The organism is Rhizobium indicum, assembly GCF_005862305.2.
Taxonomy (GTDB): Bacteria; Pseudomonadota; Alphaproteobacteria; order Rhizobiales; family Rhizobiaceae; genus Rhizobium; species Rhizobium indicum.
In genome coordinates, this window is the sequence record NZ_CP054021.1 from 3,975,006 (window position 1) to 4,000,055 (window position 25,050).

At 61.2% G+C, this 25,050-nt stretch carries 25 protein-coding genes; 14 read left to right on the plus strand and 11 right to left on the minus strand.

Annotation, left to right across the window (positions count from 1 at the left end; all coding sequences use genetic code 11):
* The first annotated feature begins 45 nt into the window (after window positions 1–45).
* Window positions 46–1,539 carry a glycerol kinase GlpK gene (gene glpK / locus FFM53_RS19205; protein ID WP_138386870.1) on the plus strand — a complete coding sequence of 498 codons (1,494 nt, stop codon included), beginning with the start codon at window positions 46–48 and terminating at the stop codon, window positions 1,537–1,539.
* Window positions 1,540–1,589: 50 nt separating this feature from the next.
* On the opposite strand, the gene FFM53_RS36375 is transcribed toward glpK, so the two are convergent.
* The 3 genes from FFM53_RS36375 to FFM53_RS19215 form a co-directional block, all read right to left on the minus strand.
* Window positions 1,590–2,162, minus strand: a complete 573-nt coding sequence (locus FFM53_RS36375) for a hypothetical protein (protein ID WP_246413006.1) — start codon at window positions 2,160–2,162, stop codon at window positions 1,590–1,592.
* Window positions 2,163–2,210: 48 nt separating this feature from the next.
* Window positions 2,211–2,543, minus strand: a complete 333-nt coding sequence (locus tag FFM53_RS36380) for a hypothetical protein (RefSeq protein WP_246413008.1) — start codon at window positions 2,541–2,543, stop codon at window positions 2,211–2,213.
* Window positions 2,544–2,678: 135 nt separating this feature from the next.
* The gene (locus FFM53_RS19215) at window positions 2,679–3,665 is read right to left on the minus strand and encodes a GlxA family transcriptional regulator (protein WP_138386871.1); all 987 of its coding nucleotides are present in this window, start codon (window positions 3,663–3,665) and stop codon (window positions 2,679–2,681) included.
* A gap of 110 nt (window positions 3,666–3,775) precedes the next feature.
* Here FFM53_RS19215 and FFM53_RS19220 point away from each other — a divergent pair, with 110 nt between their 5' ends.
* From FFM53_RS19220 to map, 6 genes are all read left to right on the plus strand, one after another.
* Window positions 3,776–4,417, plus strand: coding sequence for an HD domain-containing protein (locus FFM53_RS19220; RefSeq protein WP_138386872.1), 642 nt, complete (start codon window positions 3,776–3,778; stop codon window positions 4,415–4,417).
* A gap of 135 nt (window positions 4,418–4,552) precedes the next feature.
* The gene (locus tag FFM53_RS19225; protein ID WP_003561490.1) at window positions 4,553–4,927 is read left to right on the plus strand and encodes a YciI family protein; all 375 of its coding nucleotides are present in this window, start codon (window positions 4,553–4,555) and stop codon (window positions 4,925–4,927) included.
* Complete coding sequence (locus FFM53_RS19230) at window positions 4,924–6,183, plus strand: RNA polymerase sigma factor (protein WP_138386873.1); 1,260 nt, start codon at window positions 4,924–4,926, stop codon at window positions 6,181–6,183. Before FFM53_RS19225 ends, FFM53_RS19230 begins: the two co-directional genes overlap by 4 nt.
* Before the next feature lie 100 nt (window positions 6,184–6,283).
* Window positions 6,284–6,751: an SRPBCC family protein gene (locus FFM53_RS19235; protein WP_138386874.1), complete on the plus strand. Its 468-nt coding sequence runs from the start codon at window positions 6,284–6,286 to the stop codon at window positions 6,749–6,751.
* 248 nt (window positions 6,752–6,999) lie between these two features.
* Window positions 7,000–8,061 carry an LLM class flavin-dependent oxidoreductase gene (locus FFM53_RS19240; protein WP_138386875.1) on the plus strand — a complete coding sequence of 354 codons (1,062 nt, stop codon included), beginning with the start codon at window positions 7,000–7,002 and terminating at the stop codon, window positions 8,059–8,061.
* A 144-nt stretch (window positions 8,062–8,205) separates the two neighbouring features.
* A complete protein-coding gene (map, locus tag FFM53_RS19245; protein ID WP_138386876.1) occupies window positions 8,206–8,964 on the plus strand; it encodes a type I methionyl aminopeptidase in 759 nt (252 codons plus the stop codon).
* A gap of 260 nt (window positions 8,965–9,224) precedes the next feature.
* Here the strand turns inward: map and FFM53_RS19250 are convergent, their stop codons facing one another.
* Window positions 9,225–9,800 (minus strand): PadR family transcriptional regulator, encoded by a 576-nt coding sequence (locus FFM53_RS19250; protein ID WP_138386877.1) that lies wholly within the window; start codon window positions 9,798–9,800, stop codon window positions 9,225–9,227.
* Window positions 9,801–9,966: 166 nt separating this feature from the next.
* On the opposite strand from FFM53_RS19250, the gene FFM53_RS19255 reads away from it, so the two are divergent.
* Together FFM53_RS19255 and sbmA are read left to right on the plus strand one after the other, a co-directional pair.
* The gene (locus FFM53_RS19255; protein ID WP_138386878.1) at window positions 9,967–11,151 is read left to right on the plus strand and encodes a YbfB/YjiJ family MFS transporter; all 1,185 of its coding nucleotides are present in this window, start codon (window positions 9,967–9,969) and stop codon (window positions 11,149–11,151) included.
* Window positions 11,152–11,275: 124 nt separating this feature from the next.
* A complete protein-coding gene (gene sbmA / locus FFM53_RS19260; protein WP_138386879.1) occupies window positions 11,276–12,541 on the plus strand; it encodes a peptide antibiotic transporter SbmA in 1,266 nt (421 codons plus the stop codon).
* Between the two features lie 268 nt (window positions 12,542–12,809).
* On the opposite strand, the gene FFM53_RS19265 is transcribed toward sbmA, so the two are convergent.
* Window positions 12,810–13,796 carry a polysaccharide deacetylase family protein gene (locus FFM53_RS19265; RefSeq protein ID WP_138386880.1) on the minus strand — a complete coding sequence of 329 codons (987 nt, stop codon included), beginning with the start codon at window positions 13,794–13,796 and terminating at the stop codon, window positions 12,810–12,812.
* Between the two features lie 121 nt (window positions 13,797–13,917).
* Here FFM53_RS19265 and FFM53_RS19270 point away from each other — a divergent pair, with 121 nt between their 5' ends.
* The 3 genes from FFM53_RS19270 (at window position 13,918) to der (ending at window position 16,832) form a co-directional block, all read left to right on the plus strand.
* Window positions 13,918–14,502, plus strand: coding sequence for an NnrU family protein (locus tag FFM53_RS19270; protein ID WP_138386881.1), 585 nt, complete (start codon window positions 13,918–13,920; stop codon window positions 14,500–14,502).
* A 206-nt stretch (window positions 14,503–14,708) separates the two neighbouring features.
* Window positions 14,709–15,392, plus strand: a complete 684-nt coding sequence (locus FFM53_RS19275; protein WP_138386882.1) for a tetratricopeptide repeat protein — start codon at window positions 14,709–14,711, stop codon at window positions 15,390–15,392.
* 18 nt (window positions 15,393–15,410) lie between these two features.
* Entirely contained in the window at window positions 15,411–16,832 is a 1,422-nt protein-coding gene (gene der / locus FFM53_RS19280; RefSeq protein ID WP_138386883.1) for a ribosome biogenesis GTPase Der, read from the plus strand.
* A 236-nt stretch (window positions 16,833–17,068) separates the two neighbouring features.
* Here der and FFM53_RS19285 read toward each other — a convergent pair whose 3' ends face one another.
* Window positions 17,069–17,506 carry a MarR family winged helix-turn-helix transcriptional regulator gene (locus FFM53_RS19285; RefSeq protein WP_138386884.1) on the minus strand — a complete coding sequence of 146 codons (438 nt, stop codon included), beginning with the start codon at window positions 17,504–17,506 and terminating at the stop codon, window positions 17,069–17,071.
* Between the two features lie 162 nt (window positions 17,507–17,668).
* Here FFM53_RS19285 and FFM53_RS19290 point away from each other — a divergent pair, with 162 nt between their 5' ends.
* Window positions 17,669–18,682 carry an alpha/beta hydrolase gene (locus FFM53_RS19290; protein ID WP_138386885.1) on the plus strand — a complete coding sequence of 338 codons (1,014 nt, stop codon included), beginning with the start codon at window positions 17,669–17,671 and terminating at the stop codon, window positions 18,680–18,682.
* A gap of 6 nt (window positions 18,683–18,688) precedes the next feature.
* On the opposite strand, the gene FFM53_RS19295 is transcribed toward FFM53_RS19290, so the two are convergent.
* Both FFM53_RS19295 and FFM53_RS19300 read right to left on the minus strand, forming a co-directional pair.
* Window positions 18,689–19,873, minus strand: coding sequence for a glycosyltransferase family 4 protein (locus FFM53_RS19295; RefSeq protein ID WP_138386886.1), 1,185 nt, complete (start codon window positions 19,871–19,873; stop codon window positions 18,689–18,691).
* Window positions 19,874–20,121: 248 nt separating this feature from the next.
* Complete coding sequence (locus FFM53_RS19300; RefSeq protein ID WP_003541898.1) at window positions 20,122–21,162, minus strand: glutamine synthetase beta-grasp domain-containing protein; 1,041 nt, start codon at window positions 21,160–21,162, stop codon at window positions 20,122–20,124.
* 432 nt (window positions 21,163–21,594) lie between these two features.
* On the opposite strand from FFM53_RS19300, the gene gstI reads away from it, so the two are divergent.
* Window positions 21,595–21,786 (plus strand): glutamine synthetase translation inhibitor GstI, encoded by a 192-nt coding sequence (gene gstI, locus FFM53_RS19305; protein ID WP_138386887.1) that lies wholly within the window; start codon window positions 21,595–21,597, stop codon window positions 21,784–21,786.
* Between the two features lie 127 nt (window positions 21,787–21,913).
* Here gstI and FFM53_RS19310 read toward each other — a convergent pair whose 3' ends face one another.
* The 3 genes from FFM53_RS19310 to FFM53_RS19320 form a co-directional block, all read right to left on the minus strand.
* Window positions 21,914–22,834 carry a sugar kinase gene (locus FFM53_RS19310; protein ID WP_138386888.1) on the minus strand — a complete coding sequence of 307 codons (921 nt, stop codon included), beginning with the start codon at window positions 22,832–22,834 and terminating at the stop codon, window positions 21,914–21,916.
* Between the two features lie 227 nt (window positions 22,835–23,061).
* The gene (locus FFM53_RS19315; RefSeq protein ID WP_077978952.1) at window positions 23,062–24,048 is read right to left on the minus strand and encodes an ABC transporter ATP-binding protein; all 987 of its coding nucleotides are present in this window, start codon (window positions 24,046–24,048) and stop codon (window positions 23,062–23,064) included.
* The gene (locus tag FFM53_RS19320; RefSeq protein ID WP_138386889.1) at window positions 24,041–25,048 is read right to left on the minus strand and encodes an ABC transporter ATP-binding protein; all 1,008 of its coding nucleotides are present in this window, start codon (window positions 25,046–25,048) and stop codon (window positions 24,041–24,043) included. The genes FFM53_RS19315 and FFM53_RS19320 overlap by 8 nt, the downstream gene beginning before the upstream one ends.
* Window positions 25,049–25,050 lie beyond the last annotated feature (2 nt).

Genomic DNA, 25,050 nt, shown 5'->3' on the forward strand with positions numbered 1-25,050 from the left:
CCTATTGATTTGTCACGATAATCGACATGTTAAGGGAGAGATTTCATGCGCGGATATGTTCTGGCGATCGATCAGGGAACGACGTCGACGCGGGCGATCGTCTTCGATGGCGACATGCATGTCGCCGGCAAGGGCCAGAAGGAATTCACACAGATCTATCCGCGCTCCGGCTGGGTCGAGCACGGTCCTGAGGAGATCTGGGATTCGGTCGTCTCCACCGTCAAGGCGGCACTGCGCGATGCCGGGATCGAGGCCAAGGATCTTGCCGCACTCGGCATCACCAACCAGCGCGAAACCGTCGTGGTCTGGGAGCGCGAGACGGGCCGGCCGATCCAGAATGCCATCGTCTGGCAGGACCGGCGCACGGCAAGCTATTGCGAAAATCTGAAAAGGCAGGATCTCGAGCGGCTGTTCACGAGGAAGACTGGGCTGATCCTCGATCCCTATTTTTCCGGCACCAAACTCTCCTGGATGTTGGCTAACGTGAAGGGCGCGCGGGCGCGCGCTGCCAGGGGCGATCTCTGCTTCGGCACGATCGACACCTTCCTGATCTGGCGGCTGACGGGCGGTAAAAGCTTCGTCACCGATGCCACCAATGCCTCGCGCACGCTGATGTACAACATTGCCGTAAACGCGTGGGACGAGGATCTGCTCGATATTCTGAGGGTCCCCGCCGCCATGCTGCCGGAGGTCAAGGATTGCGCCGCGGATTTCGGCACGGTCGATCCTGATATCTTCGGTGCTGCCATCCCCATCCTCGGCGTTGCCGGCGACCAGCAGGCGGCGACCATCGGCCAGGCATGTTTTGCACCGGGTATGATGAAATCGACTTATGGCACCGGCTGTTTCGCGCTGCTCAACACCGGTGCCGATATGGTGCGTTCCAAAAATCGGCTGCTGACCACCATCGCCTATCGCCTGAACGGCGAGACAACCTATGCGCTGGAGGGTTCGATCTTCATCGCGGGTGCGGCCGTGCAGTGGCTGCGGGACGGGCTCGGGATCATCGGCAGCGCGGCGGAGACCAACGCGCTTGCCGAAAGCGCCGATCCGACCCAGGAGGTCTATCTCGTGCCCGCCTTCACCGGCCTCGGCGCACCGCATTGGGATGCCAAGGCACGCGGCGCGATCTTCGGGTTGACGCGCAACAGCGGTCCGGCGGAACTCTCCCGGGCGGCGCTGGAAGCCGTCTGCTATCAGACCCGCGATCTGCTCGACGCCATGCAGAAGGACTGGAAAAACGGCACTGAAGACACGGTGTTGCGCGTCGACGGCGGCATGGTTGCTTCCAACTGGACGATGCAGCGCCTTGCCGATCTGCTCGATGCGCCGGTCGACCGTCCGGTCATTCTCGAGACGACGGCGCTGGGGGCCGCCTGGCTCGCCGGGAGCCGGGCAGGGGTTTGGCCGGACAGGGACGGTTTTTCGGCGACCTGGAAACGCGATCGGCGGTTTGAGCCCGAGATGGACGAGAAGGTGCGGGCGGCAAAGCTCAAGGGTTGGAAGAATGCGGTTAAGCGGACGCTGAGCGAGGGGTAAAAGTGATGAGAAGCGCGTCGTAGCCCCGCTCGTTTCCGCGAGTTGGTTCGCTATTTCTTCAACCACGGCGTCGCCGTGCTCCAGAAGATCACGTTCGCGCCGAGATAATCCTCGGCGAAGGCGGTGAATTCGGCCTTGGTGAAGGGTTTCTTCGTCGCCGGGTTCTTGTAGGTCAGCGTCGGCTCCTGCACGGCCATGCCGACATAGGCGAGCTTGCCCTTATACTTGTTGAAGAAGGGGTAGGAGTTCTTCATCTGCGCCTTGCGGTTCGGCACGATATCGGGGCCGCCGAGGCCGATATTGTTCTTCGCCGCGAAGTCGAAAAGGCGGCCCATGTAGTTATGGTCGTTTTCCCACTCGCAGGGCCAGAAGTTGACGTATTGCACCACCATGGACTTGGCGAAAGCCTTGCGGGCAAAGGCGAGGTTTGCCATCTCGCCCTCGAAATAGGCGTCGCAGCTATAGCCCTTCGGCTCGTGCTTGGGATCAAGGTCGATCGCGGTTTCCGGCAGGTTGATGCCGTAGACCTTGCCGTCGAACGTGTCGGCCAGCGCCTTCAGCAGCGCCTGGTAGCGCTCGCGCACAGCCGGGTTCCATTGCTGCGCCACCCAGCCGGAGCCCACCGGCTTGTTTTCGCCGGGATTGTCGAACTGGGCGGTGAGACCGCCGTCTTATTCCGGGTCGCTCAACATGTACTCGGGAATGTTGCGCGCCTTCGGCTCGAAGAAGCGGTCCTGGACCTGGATGAAGAGTTTCCGGTTCAGGCTCTCTGCGAGCGCCAGATCCTTCTCGATCTGCGAGAAATCATATTGGCCCTTGGCGGGCTCCAGGCTCTTCCAGTTGTAGACGATCTGCACGCCTGAGATATCCGGCCGCGAGAGCAGCATCTTGGAGGCCTCGAGTTCGCCGGAGCTGGTGTAGATGAAATTCTCCGCGGCGGATGCTGCCTGATGTAGGGAAACGAAGGCGGCGCAGGCAAACAGCAGGCTTTGAAGCGGTTTCATTTTGTGTCCTGATAGCGGCGAGTTGATCGGTGCGGCGGCAGACACATCCAATGCAAAATGGGCAACTCCGTGACATCTGCCCCAGAACCAGCGACTTGGTTCATCGCGCGGCGCGGCCTTCGTTAACGGCAGGGTTCAGGCATTTTCCAGCGCGCCGAGATGCACCTTGGCATGGCGCTTGCGGTATTCGGCCGGCGTCACGCCGATCTGCCTTGCGAAAGCTCGGCGCAGCGTATCGGCATCGGCAAAGCCGCATTCGACAGCGACTTGCTTCGGTGCATGGCCTTCTTCCAGCAGGCGCCGTGCGGCGGTGATGCGGGCGGCCTCCACCCAAGCCGCGGGTGTCATGCCGACTTCCTCGCGGAACAGCCGAGCGAAGTGGCGGGGGCTCAATTCCATCCGTTGCGCCAGCGTCGCGACGCTGTGATCGGCTGCGGGATTGGCGGCGACCCAGCGCTGGACCTCTTGCAGTGCCGAGCGGCCAGCAGGTGCCGCTTCGCCCTTGCGGCTGAACTGCATCTGCCCGCCCGGCCGCTTGAAGAACATCACCAACTGGCCCGCCACCTTCATGGCGATCTCATGGCCGAGGTCCTCCTCGACGAGCGCCAGCGCAAGATCGAGCCCGGCGGTGACGCCGGCTGCGGTTCGCAACTGGCCATCCCTCACATGGATGGCGTCCGCCTCCACCATGATGTCAGGATAGGCTTCGGCCAATCTGTCGGCGACAGCCCAGTGGGTGGTGACGCGGCGGCCGTCGAGAAGGCCGGTTGCCGCAAGCAGGAAGGCGCCGCTGCAGACGGAGCCGTATCGCCTTGCCTCAGGTGCGGCCGAGCGCAGCCAGGCGACCATCGCGGCATCCGGTTGAATATCCGCCGCATTCGGACAGCCGGCGACCAGCAGCGTATCCACCGCGCCGATATTGTCGCCGATGAAGTAGTCCGCCACCAGCCGAACGCCGGAGGAACTGCGGATATGACCGTGAGATATGGCGATCACCACGGGCCGGTAGATCTCGCTGCCTGCCTGCACATTGGCTTCGGCAAAAACGTCTAGCGGCCCCGAGACATCGAGAAGTTGGACGCCCGGCACGGCGAGAATGGCAATGGTCTTCGTTCTGGTCACCGTAGCGTCCTGTCGATACCGATTTTGGCAGAAAATGACGTATTACGTCGATTACTGACATTTGCGCCTGTTCTAATGTGGAAGCAGGTTCAAACGCAAGGAGAAAAGCCATGACCCTGACGATCGACGGCATCAGCATTCCCGACAGCAAGCTGGCGCGAGAGGTGACGGAGGTGGTGCGAGACACTGCATCGCCGCTGCTCTTCCACCATTCCAGCCGTGTATATTATTTCGGCGCGCTGGCCGGCAAACAGCGCGGCCTCCGCTTCGATCCGGAGCTGCTTTATACTGGCGCAATGTTCCATGACATGGGGCTCACCCACCAGCACAGCAGCGCGGATGAGCGTTTCGAGGTCGACGGCGCCAATGCGGCGCGCGATTTCCTGAAGAGCCGCGGCATTGCCCAGGACGATATCGACACAGTCTGGACGGCGATCGCGCTGCATACGACGCCGGGCATTCCGCAGCATATGCATCCTGTCGTGGCACTGGTGACGGCTGGTGTCGAGATGGATGTGCTCGGGCTGACCTACAAGGACTACAGCGATCAGCAGCGCGAAGCGGTGGTGCATGCCCATCCGCGCGGCGAGCACTTCAAGGAAAATATTATCCAGACCTTCTATGAAGGCATCAAGCACAAGCCGGAGACCACCTTCGGCAACGTCAAGGCCGATGTTCTGGCCGACAAGGATCCGCACTTCCACCGCGGCAATTTCTGCAGCGTCATTCGTTGCTCGCACTGGGCAAGCTGACCCAAAAGGGGCGGCGACCCTCTCCGGTCGCCGCCCCTTTATTATCAGTAGCGCTTTATTTCCCATCAATAATTTTTTGATGCACGCTGTCGGCCAAGGCGGTACTCCTTCGTCATTCGGAAAGAGGAGTGAGCAATGCTTTATGCAATCCTTTGTTACGCCCATGAGGAAACCGTCTTCGCCTGGACCAAGGAGGAGGAGGCTGCCGTCATGGAGAAACTCTACGCCGTGCAGGAGCCGCTTGCCGCATCCGGCAAACTCGGCCCCGTCGGCCGGCTGATGCCGACGACGGCTGCGACCACGGTGCGCAAGGGCAAGGACGAGCCCTTGGTCATTGACGGGCCTTTTGCGGAAACGAAGGAGGCGCTTCTCGGCTTCTACGTCGTCGACTTTGAAACGCTCGACGAGGCGATCGCCTTCTCGAAGCAGCTTTCATCCGTCAATCCAGGTTCCACTTCTTACGAAATTCGGCCTTTCTACGTCTTCAGGCCCGGAGATGCTTCATCATGACAGACATTGCCTGGATCGACCTCGCGCTTGCATCGGCCCGTCCGAAGGCGCTCGGCGCGCTGCTGCGCTATTTCCGCAATCTCGATACCGCGGAAGAGGCGTTTCAGGAAGCGTGTCTGAGGGCGATCCGGACATGGCCGGAGAAAGGGCCACCGCGTGATCCCACAGCCTGGCTCATCTTCGTTGGCCGCAACAGCGGCATCGATGCGGTGCGCAAACGGGCGAAGATCCAGGCTCTGCCTGATGAGGACGTCATCTCCGATACCGAGGATGCCGAAAGCGATATCGTCGAGCGGCTGGACGATTCCAATTATCGCGACGATATTCTGCGGCTGCTGTTCATCTGCTGCCATCCCGATCTGCCGGCAACCCAGCAGATCGCGCTTGCGTTACGCATCGTTTCCGGCCTTTCGGTGCCGCAGATCGCGCGTGCCTTCCTGGTTTCCGAAAGCGCCATGGAACAGCGCATCACCCGGGCCAAGGCGCGCGTCGCCAAGGCTAGGGTGCCTTTCGAAACGCCGAGCCCGCAGGAAAGAGCCGAACGGCTTTCGATCGTCAGCACGATGATCTACCTGATCTTCAACGAGGGCTACAGCCAGGCCGATCCCAGGCATGAGGCGGCTGCCTTCAGCGACGAAGCGATCCGGCTGGCGCGCTTGATGCTGCATATCTTCCCATCCGAACCGGAGCTGATGGGGCTGCTTGCGCTTATGCTCCTGCAGATCTCGCGCCGGCCGGCGCGCTTCAATGCCGGAGACGAGATCGTGCTGCTTGAAGATCAGGACCGGTCGCTCTGGAACCAACCGTTCATCAATGAGGCCTTGGCGCTGCTCGACAAGGCGCTGCGCCACCGCAAGCCCGCTCCTTATCAGATTCAGGCTGCCATCGCCGCTGTTCATTCCCGCGCAAAATGCGCCGAGGATACAGACTGGGTGGAGATCGATCTGCTCTATCGCGCGCTGGAGCGTCTCCAGCCATCGCCTGTCATAACGCTGAACCGGGCCGTCGTCGTCTCCAAGCTCCAGGGTGCGCAGGATGCGCTCGACCTCATCGATCCGCTTGGCGAAAAACTCGGCGGCTATTTCTATTATCACGGCCTGCGGGGCGGACTGCTGAAGCAGCTTGGCTTGACCAGCCAGGCGCGGGAAGCCTTCGACCGCGCCATTGCACTGGCCCATTCGGCGGCTGAGGCCGCCCATATCCGCCGGCAGATCGACAAGATGCAGGAAGAGGCCACGCGGCCGATTGCAAAATAAAATGCGAAAAGGCCGGCGCGGTGTCGGAACGGCGAACTTCGACACGTCCTTGTAACAACCTGACAGGAAACAGGTTTCATTTAGATGGAGAGATGTCGACATGACCGCCAGCACACAACATGAACTCGTCCTCGTTCGCGAATTCGACGCGCCGCGCGAGAAGATCTATAAGGCATGGACCGATCCTGATCTGCTGAAGCAGTGGTTCGTGCCGCGTCCCTGGGGTGTGGCGGAAGCTACGCTCGACGTCCGCCCCGGCGGTTCCAGCGTCGTCGTCATGCATGACCCCGAGGGCAATCAATACCCGAACCGTGGCGTCTATCTCGAGATCGTCGAGAACGAGAAAATCGTCTTCACCGATGCCTATACCAGCGCCTGGGTGCCTTCCGAGAAACCTTTCTTCACGGGCGTCATCCTGCTCGAAGATCTCGGCAACGGTCGCACGAAATATACGGCCACGGCGTTGCACTGGCGCGCCGAGGACAAGGAAGCGCACGAGAAGATGGGTTTCCACGAAGGATGGGGCAAGGCTGCGGACCAATTGGCGGAGCTGCTGGCGAAGATATGAGCGGCGCCGTGAGGCGGCGCGGCGAGACTGCGTCGTCCTAACACTTCAAGCAAGGTTTGAGGCGGTTCGAAAGTTGATTCCGCTGATGCTTTGAGGTCGTTGAATTCAGATTCGAATTGGCCGTCGATCGGTCTTTCAGATCGCCAAAGACCGCTATCGAGATTCTCGAACATTTGGTTCCAGAATTTGTATTTGCGCTGCATCCCCGGCATCCTTATCTCAGCCGAGAATTCAACAGGATGCCGATGATGGAACTGGGGCTTTACACATTCGCCGACGTCAATCCCAACCCCTCCCGCAGCAAGGGCGCGGAAGGGGCCGAGCGGCTGAAGCATCTTATCGAGGAAATCGAGCTTGCCGATCAGGTTGGGCTCGACGTCTTCGGCCTCGGCGAGCATCACCGACCCGATTATGCGGCGTCTGCTCCGGCGGTCGTGCTGGCGGCGGCAGCCGTCAAGACCAGGAATATCCGGCTGACCAGTGCGGTGACCGTGCTCTCCTCCGATGATCCGGTGCGGGTCTTCCAGCAATTTTCGACGCTCGACCTGATTTCCAATGGCCGGGCCGAGATCATGGCGGGGCGCGGCTCCTTCATCGAGTCCTTCCCGCTGTTCGGCTACAATCTCGAAGACTATGACCAGCTTTTCGAGGAGAAGCTCGATCTGCTGCTGGCGCTGCGCGACAGCGAGGTTGTGGAGTGGAAGGGTGAGCTTCGCGCGCCGATCAATGGGCGCGGTGTCTATCCCAGGCCGCTGCAGGATCCGTTGCCACTCTGGGTCGCGGTCGGCGGTACGCCGCAGTCGGTGGCGCGCGCCGGCGCCCTCGGCCTGCCGGTGGCGCTGGCGATCATCGGCGGCGAGCCGCGCCGTTTTGCGCCGCTCTTCGATCTCTACCGCGAGGCCGCGCGCCGGGCAGGGCAGGATCAGTCGAAGCTGAAGACCAGTATCAATGTCCATGGCTTCATCGCCGACACGACGGCGGCGGCGGCCGACCAGTTCTACGGCCCGCAGGCCGAGGTGATGAACCGCATCGGCCGCGAGCGCGGCTGGGGACCGACGAACCGGGCGCATTTCGACATGTCGCGCGGGCCGAACGGTGCGCTCTTCGTCGGTGATCCCGAGGTGGTCGCCGAAAAGATCATCGCCCATCATGCACTCTTCAAGAACGACCGCTTCCTGCTGCAGATGGCGATCGGCCTGATGCCGCATGCCGAGATCATGCGCGGCATCGAGCTTTACGGCACGAAAGTCGCGCCGATCGTCAGAAAGGCGTTGACTGATAACAGCGAAGAGGCGAAAGCCACGGCTTGACGAGCGCATAGCCGAAAATCGGAATCGATTTTCGAAACGGAGTATGCGCAGATTCGAAGTGACAGAGCGTCCTTAGGGCTCCCTGTTGGAGGCGCGGCGCTCTAAGGCGGCTGCTGCCGCCCTGCGCAAGGCCGGAACAGACGAATGGTTATCGCAAACGACGACGAACTGACCAAGCTCAAGGAGATCGGCCGCATCTGCGCAAACGCCATTCAGGTGATGGCGGCGGCGATGGAGCCCGGCATGACGACGCTGGAGCTCGACCAGATCGGCCGCAAAGTGCTCGAGGATTCGGGCGCGCGTTCGGCGCCGGAGTTCTGCTACCAGTTTCCCGGTGCCACCTGCATCAGTATCAATGAGGAAATCGCCCACGGCATTCCCGGCCCGCGCGTCATCCGCGCCGGCGATCTCATCAATATCGACGTCTCGGCGGAAAAGGATGGCTTCTTCGCCGATACCGGCGCCTCTTTCACGATGCCGCCGGTCAAGCCGAAGATCGAGCGGCTCTGCCGCGACGGCAAGCGGGCGCTTTGGATCGGGCTCAACCAGGTCAAATCGGGCGAGCCGCTGGCGAAGATCGGCACAGCCGTCGGCGCCTTCGCGCAGAAGAACCGCTATACGCTGGTCGCCAATCTGGCGAGCCACGGCGTCGGCCGCTCCCTACATGAGGAGCCGGCCGAGCTCTCGACGTGGCCGGACCCTTCGGAAAAACGGATGATGACGGAAGGTCTCGTCTTCACCGTCGAGCCGTTTCTCTCACTCGGCGCGACATGGGCCGAAGGCGGCGACGATGCCTGGACGCTCTATGCCGATCCGAAGGCGCCGACCGTGCAATACGAACACACGGTGGTGGCGACGCGCAACGGGCCGGTGGTTCTGACCTTGCCGGATGAGCGAGGGTAGGGCGTTAGGGGTGCCTCGCCCTTCGAGGTTGGCATCTCCAGGACGTCTTGTGACGCGCGCCCACTTCTCCTCCCTCATTCCTGTGCTCGTCACAGGAATCCAGCCAACGCGCGTCTGCGCGGTGAATGACTCCATATTGAAGAGAGCTTCCCGCGCCCAAGGACTTGGGCGCACTGGATTCCTGTGACGAGCACAGGAATGAGGGAGGAGAGGTTAGCGCACACGTCAACTCACCGAGCTTTGGTGGCCAGCCTTCCTTTTTAACCCCGCGTTCCCGGCCTGCCGCCCTGCAGGATTTCGGTGGCGGCGCGTTCGAGGATGGTGGCGATGCGGGCGGCTTCGGGTTTAGACCAGGGATAGCGCATCCGCAGGGCCGATCGCAGCAGCATGCGGGCGGCGCGGATATCGCCGCCGTCCTGCATGAAGTCGCCGTCATCGCCCTCGTCGCCGCCACGCTGGTCGGTTTCGAAGACACGCTTCACATGGGCCATCTTCTCGCCGATGCGTTCCAGCTTGGCGAAGGTCTGCAGGATCATGGCGCGATTTTCCTCGACACGGCTGCGGCCGGTCTCGGTGATGCGGTAGAGCTTCTTGGCGCCCTCGGCCTCCACCTCGGCGAGGCCGGTTTCCTCGAGATAGGTCAGCGCGGGATAGATGACGCCCGGGCTCGGCACATAGAAGCCGCCGGAGCGCTCCTCCAATATCTTTATCAATTCGTAGCCGTGGCGCGGCTGCTCAGCGAGCAGCGCCAGGATGACCAGCTGCAGGTCGCCCGCCGCGAATTTGCGGCCCATGCGGAAATCGCCGCCGAACATGCCGCCTTTAAAACCTCTCATGGTTCTTCCTTTCATCGTTAGACGTATCGTTAGCTATGTCGTAAAACATATATCGTACGATAGTAGCTTTCAAGCGCGACAGAGAATTTTTGATGTTTCGGGAAATTGATCGATCGATCAGAATTACTTGATTGTGATGCCGGTGCTGCGGCGTGATAAACGCGGCATGCTCGTCAGCACCCGAAACTCCCCGCCGAACCTTGTCTCCACCGCCGCTGCCGGTGCCGTTGCCATGGCCGCCGCCATGGGCTTCGGGCGCTTCTCCTACACGCCGATCCTGCCGGGGATGATCAGCGGCGTGCCACTTTCGACAGCGGATGCAGGCTTCATCGCGTCGGCCAATTTCGTCGGTTATCTCGTCGGCGCCGTGCTTGCAGCCTATGGCTGGGCGGCGGGGCGGGAGCGGCTCGTGGCGCTGTTGTCGCTGCTGGCAACCGCGATTCTGCTTGCCGCCATGGCCGCCACCGATTCCGTCGCCGTCTTTGCCATCATTCGTTTCCTGGCCGGTGTCGCCAGCGCCTTTGCGATGGTCTTCACATCCTCGATCGTGCTCAGCCACGGGGCTGCTGCCGACAACGATCATGTGCAGGCGGCACATTTCGGCGGGCCGGGGGCGGGCATCGCGCTGTCCTCGGTCATGGTGTTTCTGATCGGCCTCGGCTTTCACGACGGGCCGGGCGGCTGGCGCGCCGACTGGATCGGCGGGGCGCTCTATTGCGCGGCAAGCCTTGTCGTCGTTTTCCTGCTGCTGCCGTCGGCGCCGGCGCAATCGGCGCAGGCGGGCAAGGAGCCGGCGCTGGTCTGGAATAGGCCGATGGTGCTGCTGACGCTGTCTTACGGACTGTTCGGATTTGGCTACGTCATTACCGCGACCTTCCTCGTCACCATCGCGCGCCTTTCTGCAACCGGGCCCTTCGTCGAATTCCTCTGCTGGTTCATCGCTGGCCTGACGGCGGCGGTGGCGCTGTTTGCTTGGAAGCCGCTGGTCAAGCCGCTCGGGCTTGGCGGGGTCTATGTCGCGGCCCTTCTGGTCGAGGCCGCCGGCGTGCTTGCGACCGTGGCGCTGCCGCCTTCCGTTGCACCGCTGATCGGCGGCGCGCTGTTCGGGGCGACCTTCCTGGCGATCACCGCTTACGGGCTGCAGATCGGCCGCAAGCTTTCGCCTGACAGTCCGCGGCGGATCCTGGCGATGATGACGGCCGCCTTTGGCGTTGGCCAGATTGTCGGGCCTGTTGTTGCCGGCTGGATCGCCGAGCGCAGCGGCAGTTTTACCGTCCCGACGGTGATCGCCGCCATCGCGCTCGTCGCCTGCGCGGCGCTGGTCATGCCGGTGATCAAGAAAATCGCTTAGCCGGTGACATCTCCGTAACAATCGGCCGAACCCATTGCTGCTTCCTTGGAACTGCCTTAGTTTCCGGCACAATCAGTGTTGACGACACTCCCGAGACTCACAGTTCAGGAAAGCAAAGCCCCCCGTGTTTCATTCGTTTTTTCCCCGACCGAAGTTGTTTTTTACGTCCGCGGTCGTATGGACGCTCGCCTGCGTTTTCTTTTGGTATTTCGCAGGCATTGGCCTTTTGACCAATCTTGGCTTTCCTCCGCTGCCGGAGGATGCGCAGCCGGTCGGAGCCGCGTTCTTTGTCGCACCCGCTAATCTGTCATTTTATCTATTTTTCATACTCTGCTCCGCTTTGTTCTGCGGTGTATGGCACGTTATCGCCCACGCGCATCCTTGGAAAATATGGTCGGTCTGGGGATCGGCGCTGATTATTTTCATTACGTATTTCGGCGTTCAGATGGATGTGGCAATTAATGTTTGGCGAGGACCTTTCTTTGACCTTCTTCAAAATGCACTCGCCGGAAAACCGGGTATCACCAATGAAAACTTCTATTATTTGATCTTGAAGTTCTTGGAGATCGGTACGGTGGGCGTGATTGTGTCCGTGGTGTCTGCATTTCTCATCAACCACTATGTGTTGAGATGGCGCGTGGCGATGAACGATTTCTACATGTCGAAGTGGCAGAAACTTCGTCATATCGAAGGAGCGTCGCAACGTGTCCAGGAAGACACGATGCGGTTTGCAAACATCATCGAAGGCCTCGGCGTCAGCCTCATCGGCTCGGTCATGACGCTTATCGTCTTCCTGCCAATCCTGTCAGCGCTATCGGCCCATGTAACCGACCTTCCAATCCTTGGCGCGGTTCCGAATTCCCTCGTCTGGCTCGCGCTTGGTTGGTCGGTTTTAGGCACCGTCCTCCTGGCTGTTGTCGGCGTAAAACTGCCAGGATTGAATTTTCGCAACCAACGTGTTGAGGCGGCTTATCGCAAAGAGCTCGTCTACGGCGAAGATCATGAAGATAGAGCCCAACCGGTAACCGTCGCCGAGTTGTTCTCGAACGTCAGGCGAAATTATTTCCGTATGTATTTTCACTATCTTTATTTCAATGTCGCACGTTATTCATACGGGCAGCTTGATGCGATATTTCTTTATTTCGTTTTGGTGCCGACTTTCGTCGCGCATAAGATCACGCTTGGGATATGGCAGCAGATTGCTACGGCTTTTGGCCAGGTCAGCAATTCGTTCCAATACCTCGTGAGTTCCTGGACGACTATCATCGAACTACTCTCCATCCACAAACGCCTCCAGGCCTTCGAAGCGGCAATCGACGACGAGCCGCTGCCTGAGATCGACCAGCGTTATCTGGAGCGTGAGGCGGGTGTTGTTCACGCCGACGGCTGATGGAGCGGGGGTATTCTGCGAGCGATCGGAAAGTTCGCGTCTGCGGCACCCGTCCGCCCTGTCGGGCACCGACCGGGGTCGAGCCACAGGTCTCGACCCGTCCTTCGGACCTCCGGTGGGTAGAATGGGGAATCGCAGCGTCGCAACGAATCTCTTCTCCCCAGCGGGGAGAAGATGCCGGCAGGCAGATGAGGGGGCGGCCCGGCATGCCGTCTCGTTCAAGGGAACTTAGAGACACCTTGCCAGCTCGACGGCGCCATAGCTGCCATCAAAGACCTGACGTCTGCAATTTCCCGCGGGCTTCGATCATCGGGATCGCTTCCGAATAGCTGACACAGGCCACATCCGTTCGGTGGCAGACGTCGCTGACCAGCTTGTCGAGCGCCCGCCAATAGGCGCCGCCGTTCATTTCGACGAAGTGGAAGCCGAGCTGTAGCGGGATGCGGGCGCCTGCATATTGCTTGTCGAAAGCCTCCTTGAAGGCGGCATAGGCGCGGTCCTCGAATTCCGCGGAATCGGCCGTATCCTCCTCACCCTTGGAATGGCGGACGAAGAGATTGTAGTCCATGCCGATGATCGGCTTCTCGTTCGGGCCTTCGGGGATCAGCGGCAGGCCAAAGCGGATGATGCCGTCTTCCTCGACAGGCATGGCAGGCCCTTTGGTGACGAGGCTTGCGTCATAGGTGAAGCCCGCCTTCTTTTCGGCGGCGATCATGTCGGCGCCCGCAGTTGCGGCGAGATAGGGGGCGCGAAAGCCCTTAATGCCGTGATCGACCAGATCCTGCCAGCCGGCCGGCTCCTGGAGAGCGACGCTCTTCCAGGCATTCTCAAGCGTCTCGTGGAAGGTGGCGTACTCGGCCGACCAGTCGGCCTCGCTCCAGAGGCGGCCGTCGAAATGGCCACAGGCATGGCTCGATATGTCATGTCCTTCGAGGTGGGCGTGCCAGATATTGCCGAGGCGCTCGCGGATCTCGTCGTCGCTCTGGGCGAAGCCGACATTGGATTTTCCGCGTTTCTGGTGCGGCGCCTGGTAGGCCTTCTTCGCCGCCTCGTTCATCAGAAAAGTGCAGGAAAGGAAATAGGTGAAATGGGCGCCGTTTTTCGCCGCCATCTCGCGGCTTTTCAGCCACAGCGCGTTGTCGTGGGCGCCGTCGAAGGAAATGATGACGAGCTGTTTCGGCCGATCGACCGCCTGGGCAATTGCCGGAACGAGGAGCGAAACAGAAAGGCAGGCGGAGAGGAGGGAACGAGACATGGGCACCGCGACAATTTGTTCGCGGTTTCCCTCCGACAGAATTGCGGCGAAGCTGCGGTCGCGCTGGCATTTTCTCGCGCCAGCCGGTAAGCCATGACAAACGGCACGGAAGGGATCCGCAATGACATTGCTTATCGTCGGCATCATACTTTTCCTCGGGGTGCATCTGGTGCGGGTGCTGGTGCCGGACTTTCGCCGTTCGATGATCGCAAGCCTCGGCGAGAAGGGCTGGCGGGCGGCCTATTCCATTGCCAGCATCGCCACGCTGATCCTGTTGATCTACGGCTTCGGGCAGGCGCGGCAGGTGACCGGAATGCTCTACAATCCACCGGTCTGGATGGCGCATATAGCAATCACGCTGATGCTGATCGCGATGATCTGTCTCGTCGCCTCGCTGCTGCCGGCGGGGCATATCGCGACCAAGACCAAACATCCGATGGTGCTGTCGGTGAAGATCTGGGCGCTGGCGCACCTGCTCGCCAATGGCGAGACGTCGTCGGTTCTGCTGTTTACCGCCTTTCTCGCCTGGGGCGTCATCCTGCGCATTTCCTTGAAACGGCGGCAGCGGTCAGGCGAAATCACGCTCCGACCGTTCGTCTCGGCCAAATACGACCTCTATGCGATCGTCATCGGCATCGTCGTCTGGGCGCTGATCATCTGGAAGCTGCACGAATGGTTGATCGGGGTTTCGCCGCTCGTCATCTGACCTGCGCATAACCCCAAAAATCGATTCCGATTTTCGGAGAGGATTATGCGCGGATTCAAAGCGTTAGAGCGTCCTTAGCGCGTCCTGTTGGACGTGCGGCGCTCTAATCTTTCACATCCCCCTTACAACGGCGGCAAAATGGAGTAGAAGGCCCGACAATATGCGTTTTGCATGGTGTATGGGTATTTCCGCGGCCGGAGACGAGAATGGCATTCAACGACGACAGCTTCATCCGTGAAGTCAATGAGGAATTGCGGTCTGACCAGATGAAGGGCGTCTGGCGCCGGTTCGGCCGCTATATCGTCGTCGTCGCCATCCTGATCGTCGTCGGCACCGCCGGCAAGGTTCTCTACGATTATTGGGACGACAACCGCTCCTCCGGCACCGGCGACCAGTTCCTGGCGGCGATGAAGCTAGCCGACGAGAACAAGAACGACGAGGCGCTGGCCGCGCTCGACAAGCTCGAGAAGGAAGGCCATGGCGCTTACCCGGTGCTGGCGCGCATGCGGGCCGCGACCGTGCAGGTGCAGAAGGGCGATACTGCCGCGGCAATCGCCGCCTTCAACGAGATTGGCAAGGACAATGTCGTTCCGGCCGCCGTGCGCGATGCCGCCAAGATGCGCGCCGGCTGGTTGCTCATCGAGAACGGCACTTACGAACAGGTTTCGGCGGCGATCGAGGAAATGGCCGTTCCGGGCAACGCCTTCCGTCATTCGGCGCGCGAGGCACTCGGCCTTGCCGCTTACAAAGCCGGCAACATGGCGCAGGCGCGGCAGTGGTTCCAGTCGATCGTCGAGGATACCGACAGCCCGCGCAATATTGCCAATCGCGCCCATATGATGCTTGATCTGATTACCGCATCCGGCAAGGCGCCCGCCGCTCAGGGCTGATCGCGTTAAGGACAAGATATGAGTTTCACGGTCGCCATCGTCGGTCGTCCGAATGTCGGCAAGTCGACACTTTTCAACCGGCTGGTAGGCAAGAAGCTGGCGCTCGTCGACGACACGCCGGGTGTTACCCGCGACCGCCGGCCCGGCGATGCGCGGCTGATGGGCCTGACCTTCACGATCATCGACACGGCCGGTCTGGAAGAGGCCGATGCGGAAAGCCTGCAGGGCCGGATGCGGGCGCAGACCGAAGCGGCGATCGACGAGGCGGATCTTTCGCTTTTCGTCGTCGATGCCAAGAGCGGATTGACGCCCGTCGATACCGACCTTGCCGAAATGCTGCGCCGGCGCGGCAAGCCGGTGGTGCTCGTCGCCAACAAATCCGAAGCGCGCGGCTCCGACAGCGGCTTCTATGACGCTTATACGCTCGGCCTCGGTGAGCCGACGCCGATTTCGGCAGAACACGGGCAGGGCATGCTCGACCTGCGCGATGCGATTGTTGCGGCGATCGGCGAGGACCGTGCCTATTCCGAGAAAGAGGATGTGGCGGTTACCGACGTCGACATTCCGCAATCATCAGACGAGGGCGACGAGGACGAAGAGCCGACCTATGACGAGACGAAGCCGTTGCGCGTGGCGATCGTCGGGCGGCCGAATGCCGGCAAGTCGACGCTGATCAACCGCTTCCTCGGCGAGGACCGGCTTTTGACCGGGCCGGAAGCGGGCATCACCCGTGATTCCATCTCGGTCGAATGGGACTGGCGCGGCCGCACCATCAAGATGTTCGATACGGCAGGCATGCGCCGCAAGGCGCGGGTGATCGAGAAGCTGGAGAAGCTTTCGGTTGCCGATGCGCTGCGCGCCATCCGCTTCGCCGAAACCGTGGTCATCGTCTTCGATGCAACGATCCCTTTCGAAAAGCAGGATCTGCAGATCGTCGACCTCGTGCTGCGCGAGGGCCGTGCCGCCGTGATCGCCTTTAACAAGTGGGACATGATCGAAGATCGGCAGGCGGTGCTTGCGGATCTGCGCGAAAAGACCGACCGGCTGCTGCCGCAGGCGCGCGGCATCCGCGCCGTGCCGATCTCCGGCCAGACCGGCTGGGGGCTCGACAAGCTCATGCAGTCGATCATCGATACCGACAAGGTCTGGAACAAGCGCATCTCGACGGCCAGGCTCAACCGCTGGCTGGAGACGCAGCAGATCCAGCATCCGCCTCCGGCCGTTTCCGGCCGCCGCATCAAGCTGAAATATATGACGCAGGTGAAGGCCCGCCCGCCGGCCTTCATGATCTCGTGCACCCGGTCCGATGCGCTGCCGGAATCCTATACGCGCTATCTGATCAACGGGTTGCGCGCCGATTTCGACATGCCGAGCGTGCCGATCCGCATCCATTTCCGCTCGCCTGACAATCCGTTCGAAGGCAAGAAGAGACGGACCTAGGGGCGGTCCTTTTTACGGCGTCCCGTGTCAGCCCCCCTCTGCCCTGCCGGGCATCTCCCCCACAGGTGGGGAGATCACAAGTGGCTAAATCTTCTCGTCACATCAACGTTTCGCCGAGCTGCAATGGATATTTGGTTGGGGAAGCCACCGCGCCCAGCCGATCTCCCCACTTGTGGGGGAGATGCCCGGCAGGGCAGAGGGGGGTATCACGAGCACTGCCGCAGCTATTTCAGCGGCTAAGCAACGCTTCGGTTCAGCGCTTCTCGCAACGCCGCGATCTCTGCCTGCAGGCGGTTGAGGTCGACTGCGTCGCGGCCGCTGGCGTCGACGATGCAGCTCGGGATGTCGCGGGCTTTTTCCTTCAGACGCATGCCTTCGTCGCTCAAGCGGATGACGACGACGCGTTCGTCCTCCCGGCTGCGTTCGCGTCTGACATAACCTGCGGTTTCGAGGCGTTTGAGCAGCGGGGTCAGCGTGCTCGATTCCAGGAAGAGCTTTTCACCCAAGCCGCCGACGGTCTGGCCGTCCTGTTCCCAGAGCGAAACCATCGCCAGATATTGCGGATAGGTGAGACCCAACGTATCGAGCAGCGGCTTGTAAACGCGGTTCAGTGCGTGGCTTGCCGTATAGACGGCGAAGCAGATGAAATTGTCGAGCTTCAGCTGATCCTGCATGGGGTTATCTCCAGAACTGATGGAAGTTATATCGCGCGATAAATAATCGTAAGCGATTTTTATGCATGGCTGCTATGCGCAAATTTAAATTGTCCAATAAACAATCGTGCGCGATATAAAAATAGTGTTCAGGACGAACATCGAACCCGAGAGGACAAGACAATGTCGACCATCAAGACCGCAGTTTCCGCAGCAGCACTCCTGACAGCTTCCGCCGTCGGCGCGCTTGCCGATCCGGTACTCGAACCGACAACGCAGAAATTCATCGACGGGCTTGCCGGCGGCAAGCCGATCTACACGCTGTCGCCGGCCGATGCCCGCAATGTTCTGGCGGGCGCGCAGAAGGGCGACGTGAAGAAGCTTGCCGCCCAGGAAGAGGACAGGGTCATCAGGGCCGGTCCGACAGGCAACATCAAGCTGCGCATCGTCCGCCCGGAACATGCCAAGGGCACGCTGCCGGTCATTCTCTATTTCCATGGCGGCGGCTGGGTGCTGGGCGATGCCGATACACATGATCGGCTGGTGCGCGAGATCGCCAACGGCGCCGATGCCGCCGTCGTCTTCGTTGACTACGAGCGCTCTCCGGAAGCCCGCTATCCCGTTGCCATCGAGCAGGCCTATGCTGCGACCAAATATGTCGCCGAGCATGCCAAGGAGTTCAAGGTCGATGCCTCCCGACTCGCGGTCGCAGGCGATAGCGTCGGCGGCAACATGGCGGCGGTGGTGACGCTGCTTGCCAAGGAGCGTGGCGGTCCTGCAATCGACCAGCAGGTGCTGTTCTACCCCGTCACCGACGCCAATTTCGACAATGGGTCCTACAACCAGTTCGCCGATGGGCCGTGGCTGACCAAGGAAGCGATGAAGTGGTTCTGGAACGCCTATCTGCCCGACGAGACCAAGCGCAAGGAGCCGACGGCCTCACCGCTGCAGGCGTCGCTGGAGCAGTTGAACGGCCTGCCGCCGGCGCTGGTCATCGTTGACGAAAACGACGTGCTGCGCGATGAGGGTGAGGCCTATGCCCGCAAGCTCAGCCAGGCCGGTGTCCGCGTCACGTCGATGCGATACAACGGCACGATCCACGACTTCGTGCTGCTGAACGCGATTGCCGAAACGCCTGCGGCGCGCAGTGCGATTGCGGTCGCGAACGACACGCTTCACAGCGCGCTTCACAAGTAAAACCAATCAGTCTGCGGACGGGAGAGGCCCGGCGGTTTCGCCGGGCTTTCTGCTTCTTGGGAGCGACTTGGTGGCAAACTGCCAGGCCTTCTTCCATTTCGGCGTGATGACGCCGTTGGCGGCGCGGATATTGTTGATGAACTGCAGCGTCGCCGCTTCCCAGGAATATTGCATGGCGAGTTCACGCGCCTTCTCTCGCGAGGCGGAGAGGGCGGCTAGGCAGGCGGCCTGTAGGTTCTGGTCGAGCGCCCCGACTTCGCTATCCTCGCCGATGATGTCGAGCGGGCCGGTGACCGGATAAGCTGCGACCGGCACGCCCGATGCCAGCGCCTCGAGGATGGTGTTGCCGAAGGTGTCGGTGAGCGAGGGAAAGACGAAGACATCGGCCTGGGCGTAGGTTTTCGCCAGATCCTCGCCGAACTGCACGCCCGCGAAGAAGACGTCGGGATATTGCTTTTCAAGCTCGGCGCGGGCAGGACCGTCGCCGACGACGACCTTGGAACCCGGCAGATCGAGATCGAGGAAAGCCGGCAGGTTCTTTTCCAGCGCCACGCGGCCGACGGTCATGAAGATCGGGCGCGCCAAGCCGAACGGGGTTTCCTCGAGCGCCATCGGACGGAACTGCGTGGCGTCAATGCCGCGGCTCCAGGGCATGAGGTTGCGGATGCCCTTTTCCGACAGTTCGCGGGCAAGGCTCGGCGTCGCCACCATGCAGCCGGCGCCGCCATTGTGGAACCAGCGAACGAAGGAGTAGAGCCAGCTCTTCGGTATCGGCAGGCGCGCGGAAACGTATTCCGGGAAGCGGGTGTGGTAGCTCGTCGAAAACGGCATGCGGTTTCTCAGGCACCAGCGGCGAGCGGTCAGCCCCAGCGGACCTTCGGTGGCAATATGCACGTAGGACGGATTGTGCTTTTCGATCTCGCGGGCGATGCGGCGGTAATTGGCGATCGACAGGCGGATCTCAGGATAGGTCGGGCAGGGGATGCTGTTGAATCGCTCCGGCGTCACCATCGAAACCTCGACGCCCATCTTCGCCAGTTCGCGGTTGGTGTTCTCGATCGAGCGCACGACGCCGTTGACCTGTGGGTGCCAGGCATCGGTGACAATCACCAGCCTCTCAGGCAGGTTCCCGGCGGCTGCGGCATTGGCCCAGCTCTCGCCGCTGTAAGTGTTTGCCGGACGTTGCAGCATGTCACGATTTCCATCCGCGTCGCAGTGATATGCCAACGCTCAACCCCTAAGCGGGGTTCCGGAACGGCGATTCCCGCTTCTCTATTTTGAGGCATGACCATGATGGAAATATTACAGCCCATATTGCGAGGATTGCAGGGCTTTCGCCGGTCTGATCGCCCCGATTATGTCGGCGGCTGGCGGCGGTTGTTTTTCATTTGAAAGAAGAAAGTCACGGCGCCGGTCGTGGACCGACGCCGCCTGGGAGGTCAAGCTGCAGCGGAAGCCGAGCTTGCGGTCGGAACTTCCGAGATCGTCTTCAGAACCTGCGAAGCGATCTGGTAGGGGCAGCCCTGCGAATTCGGGCGGCGATCTTCCAGATAGCCCTTGTAGTCGTTCTTGACGAAGGAGTGCGGCACGCGGATCGAGGCACCACGGTCGGCAACGCCGTAGGAGAACTTGTTCCACGGAGCCGTCTCGTGCTTGCCGGTCAGGCGCTTGTCGTTGTCAGGACCGTAGACGTCGATGTGGTCCATCAGGTTCTTGTCGAACTGCGCCATCAGCGCTTCGAAATAAGCCTTGCCGCCGACTTCGCGCATGTACTTGGTCGAGAAGTTGCAATGCATGCCCGAGCCGTTCCAGTCGGTGTCGCCGAGCGGCTTGCAGTGATACTCGATGTCGATGCCGTACTTTTCGGTCAGGCGCTGCAGGAGGTAGCGTGCCATCCAGATCTGGTCGGCGGCCTTCTTGGAGCCCTTGCCGAAAATCTGGAATTCCCACTGGCCCTTGGCCACTTCGGCATTGATGCCTTCGTGATTGATGCCGGCAGCGAGGCAGAGGTCGAGATGCTCTTCGACGATTTCGCGGGCAACGTCGCCGACGTTCGAATAGCCGACGCCGGTGTAATAAGGGCCCTGCGGAGCGGGGTAGCCCTGCTCAGGGAAGCCGAGCGGACGGCCGTTCTGGTAGAAGAAATATTCCTGCTCGAAGCCGAACCAGGCGTCTTCGTCGTCGAGGATGGTGGCGCGGGCATTCGATGCGTGCGGCGTGACGCCATCCGGCATCATGACTTCGCACATGACGAGAGCGCCGTTGGTGCGGGCCGGGTCGGGATAGATGGCGACCGGCTTCAGCACGCAATCGGAGCTGCGGCCTTCAGCCTGCTGCGTCGAGGAGCCGTCAAAGCCCCAGAGCGGAAGCTGTTCCAGCGTCGGGAATACGTCGAATTCCTTGATCTGCGTCTTGCCACGCAGGTTCGGTACCGGAGTGTACCCATCGAGCCAAATATACTCGAGCTTATATTTTGTCATCGTGACTCTCTCAATGCTACGAAGGTGAGCAAATCCGGAGGTGATCTCGGCGCGCAAGCGCATCCGACCGCCAGGGATGACGCTTTAAAAGCACGTAGCGTGCCAGTTTTGGCGCTATGCGAAAGAAAGATCGCGAATCAGCGTGCCGGCCGATTTTTTCCCTTTTGGAAAATCGGGCTGTTTTTAACGCTCGCAGGCGGTATCGCCCATCAAAACGCAGTTTTTTCATCTGGAACCGGATGAAAATTGTGGCGTTAGGCTGAAATGATGAAGTGTTAAACAAATTATCGGAAGCTTTTAGCCGAGACAGCATGCCGACCGATTACAATTGCAACATTGCCCTTATTTTATGCAATTTGCATAAACTATGTGCATTGTGCTATGTAGATGGTCCTGAAATGTTGATGCGCCGAACTGAATGGAGGCGATCTCATGCCCACCGGTTTCCATCGCGAATCCGCTACGATCTACCAGTTTCCCGTTAAGGCGATACGAAACGCCAACCGGTTCGAACGCGCCAGGCTGATGGAGCGCGAGGCCGCAGACGTCTGCGATGCTGCGCTCGACAGCTGCTGGTACCATGACGAGGCAGTTCGCGACGGCGATCGGCCGACGAAGTCCTGATTTCTTCTGGCAGCGGGGCAAACGATGCGGACAAAGCGGGGAGCGCTCGCACATGGCGTTCATACTGCGTCCGCATGTGCGGCCCAAAAGCATGTTTCGCTAAGCGAATCTGAAAGATCGCGCCGCTTTAGCCGCCATCCAATCCAAGCTTTTCCCTTACGACCAATGCGCCATGTTCGCTGACGACGCGGGCAGCGACCTTTGCTGCGAAGCGGGCGGCGGCAGACGCATCGCCTGCTTCGAGATATCGTGCGAGAAAAGCGCCGTTGAAGCTGTCGCCGGCGCTGGTCGTGTCGACCACCTTCTCCACCTTTTCGGCCGGAACGAAGGTCTGCTCGCCGGCAAAATTCAGCGTAACACCCTCCGCGCCGTTCTTGACGACGATATGGACGGCACCCAGTGCGCGGTAGCGGTGGATCGTCGCCTCGATGGAATCATCGCCGAAATGGGCCGCCTCGTCGTCGAAGCTCGGCATGACGAGCACGGAGGAGCGGGCACCTTCGCTGATCGTCGTGTGCATTACGTCGTAGCTCGACCAAAGCCGCGGGCGGATGTTCGGATCGAAGACGACGAGCTTGCCTGCGGCCTTGGCGCGACGGACTTCGGCAAGCAAAGTCTCGGCATCCTCATGCGGCAGTATGGCAAGCGTGATGCCGGAGAAATAGACGACTTCAGCGCTCTCCACCGCCTCGCGCAGGCGGTCCGGATCGGCGGCCAGGCTGCGGGCAGCCGAGCTGTCGCGCCAGTAGCTGAAGGAGCGTTCGCCGTCCTTCAGGTTGATCATGTAAAGGCCCGGCGTCCTGCCCCTGATGCGGCGAATGAGGCTGGTGCCGATGCCCGCCTTGTCGATAAAGGCCGCCATCTCGTCCGACATGGCGTCGTCGCCGAGCGCGGTGAAGTAGTCGACCGACCAGTCGGCGGCAAGGCAGGCGCGGGCATACCAGGCGGTGTTGAAGGTATCGCCGGCAAAGCCCTTGCGCAGCAGACCATCGCCTGCCTGCGAGAGTTCCACCATGCATTCACCGATCGATAGAAACCGTCTGCTCACCTTGTCCTCCCGGCACTAGAGCGCCGCGCGTCCAAGGACGCGCTAAGGACGCTCTATCACTTTGAATTGGCGCATACCCCCGAGAATCGATTCCGATTTTCGGGGGTATGCGCTGGCCCTCATTCGCTGATACGCGGAGAGTATGAAGGTGGCAAGCGCCTATATTCGGGAATGGAACCCCGCCTTCGCGGGCGAGGCAAAGGCCGCTTGCGCGGCCTTTGTATCACTCATGGCCTGTCCATGTGATAACAGGCGGCCTTCTGGCCGGGGCGGACCTCCTCGGTCGGCGGCATTTCGGTGCGACAGATGTCGGTCGCCTTCCAGCAGCGCGGTGAGAAGACGCAACCCTTCGGCGGATTGAGCGGCGAGGGCGGGTCACCCTGCAGGCGGATGCGGGTGCGCAGGCGCGCAAGCTTCGGATCCGGGATCGGCGCGGCGGAAAAGAGCGCCTGCGTATAGGGGTGGGCGGGGTGATCGAAGACGGTGGCACAACTGCCTGCTTCCACCACCCTACCGAGATAGAGCACCAGCACATCGTCGGAGATCAGCCGCACAACGGAGAGGTCGTGGCTGATGAAGATCAACGTCAGGCCGAATTCCTTGCGCAGCTTGCGCAGAAGCGTGATGACCTGGCCCTGGATCGAGACGTCGAGGGCCGAAACCGGCTCGTCGCAAATGATGAGCTTCGGCTTGGTGACGACCGCGCGCGCGATGCCGATGCGTTGCGCCTGGCCGCCGGAGAATTCGTGCGGGTAGCGGTTGATCATCTCCGGCACCAGGCCGACGGCGGTCATGATCTCGCGGACCCGCTCGGTGCGCTCGGCCCTTGATAGCTTCGGCTCGAAGACTGTGAGAGGCTCGGCGATGATGTCTCCAACAGTCATGCGCGGGTCGAGCGAGGCGATCGGATCCTGGAAGATGATCTGCATGTCGCGGCGGGCGGCTCGCATTTCCTCGTCCGACAGGTCGAGCAGGTTGCGGCCCTGCCAGAGGATGCGGCCCTTCTGCGATTTCAACAGCCGCAGGATGGACCGGCCGAGCGTCGACTTGCCGCAGCCGGATTCGCCGACGATACCGAGCGTGCGGCCTTCGCTGAGGTCGAAGCTGACATTGTTGACGGCGGTGAGGAAGATCGGCGGCTTGAAGAGGCCTTTCGCCGGCAGTTCGAATTGGGTCGTCAGGTTCTCGACCCTCAGAAGCGATCGTTCAGCCATGGTTCAGCAGCTCCTCGCGACGCGGGAAGGGGTGGTAGCATGCGGCGCAGTGATGCGGCGCCAGCACTTCGAGCGGTGGCGGGCGGTCGATGCAATCGTCCTGGACCTGCGAACAGCGTGGCGAGAAATTGCAGCCCTTCGGCAGGTGCTGCAGGTTCGGCGGACGTCCGGGGATGACGACGAGGTCGTCGACATCCTGGTCCGGCCGCGGGATCGAGGCATGCAGTGCTGCGGTATAGGGATGGGCCGGATTGTCGAAGAGCTCATCGACCGGCGCTTCCTCGACGATGCGGCCGGCATACATGACGGCGACGCGGTCGGCGAGGCCGGCAACGACGCCGAGATCGTGGGTGATCATGATCAGCGCCGTGTTCATCTCCGCCGTCAGATCGTTGAAGAGATCGAGGATCTGCGCCTGGATGGTGACGTCGAGTGCGGTCGTCGGCTCGTCGGCGATCAACAGTTTCGGCCGGGTGAGCAGCGCCATGGCGATGACGATGCGCTGGCGCATGCCGCCGGAGAGTTCGTGCGGGTAGAGATGGAAGCGCCGCGTCGGGTCGGGGATGCCCACACGCTTGAGCATGTCGAGGGCTGCCGCCGATGCAGCGCGCGCCGTCAGCCCGCCGTGAACCTCGAGCTGTTCCGTCAGCTGCCGGGAAATCTTCAGCGATGGATTGAGGGCGGTCATCGGATCCTGGAAGACCATGGCCATGTCCTTGCCGCGGATCTGGTCGAGCTCGCGCGGTTTCAGCGCCAGCACGTCCTTGCCTTCGAGCAGCGCCTGTCCCGTCGTTTTGCCGTTCTTGGCAAGCAGGCCCATGATACCGAGGAAGGTCTGGCTCTTGCCCGAACCGGACTCGCCGACGATGGCGATGCGTTCGCCGCGTTTGACCGTCAGGTTCATGTTGGAGACTGCCTTGACCTCTCCATCCGGCGTTTTGAAGGTGATCGAATAGTCTTTGAGTTCGAGAAGGGTGTCTTTTTGTGTTTCTTGGGACATTC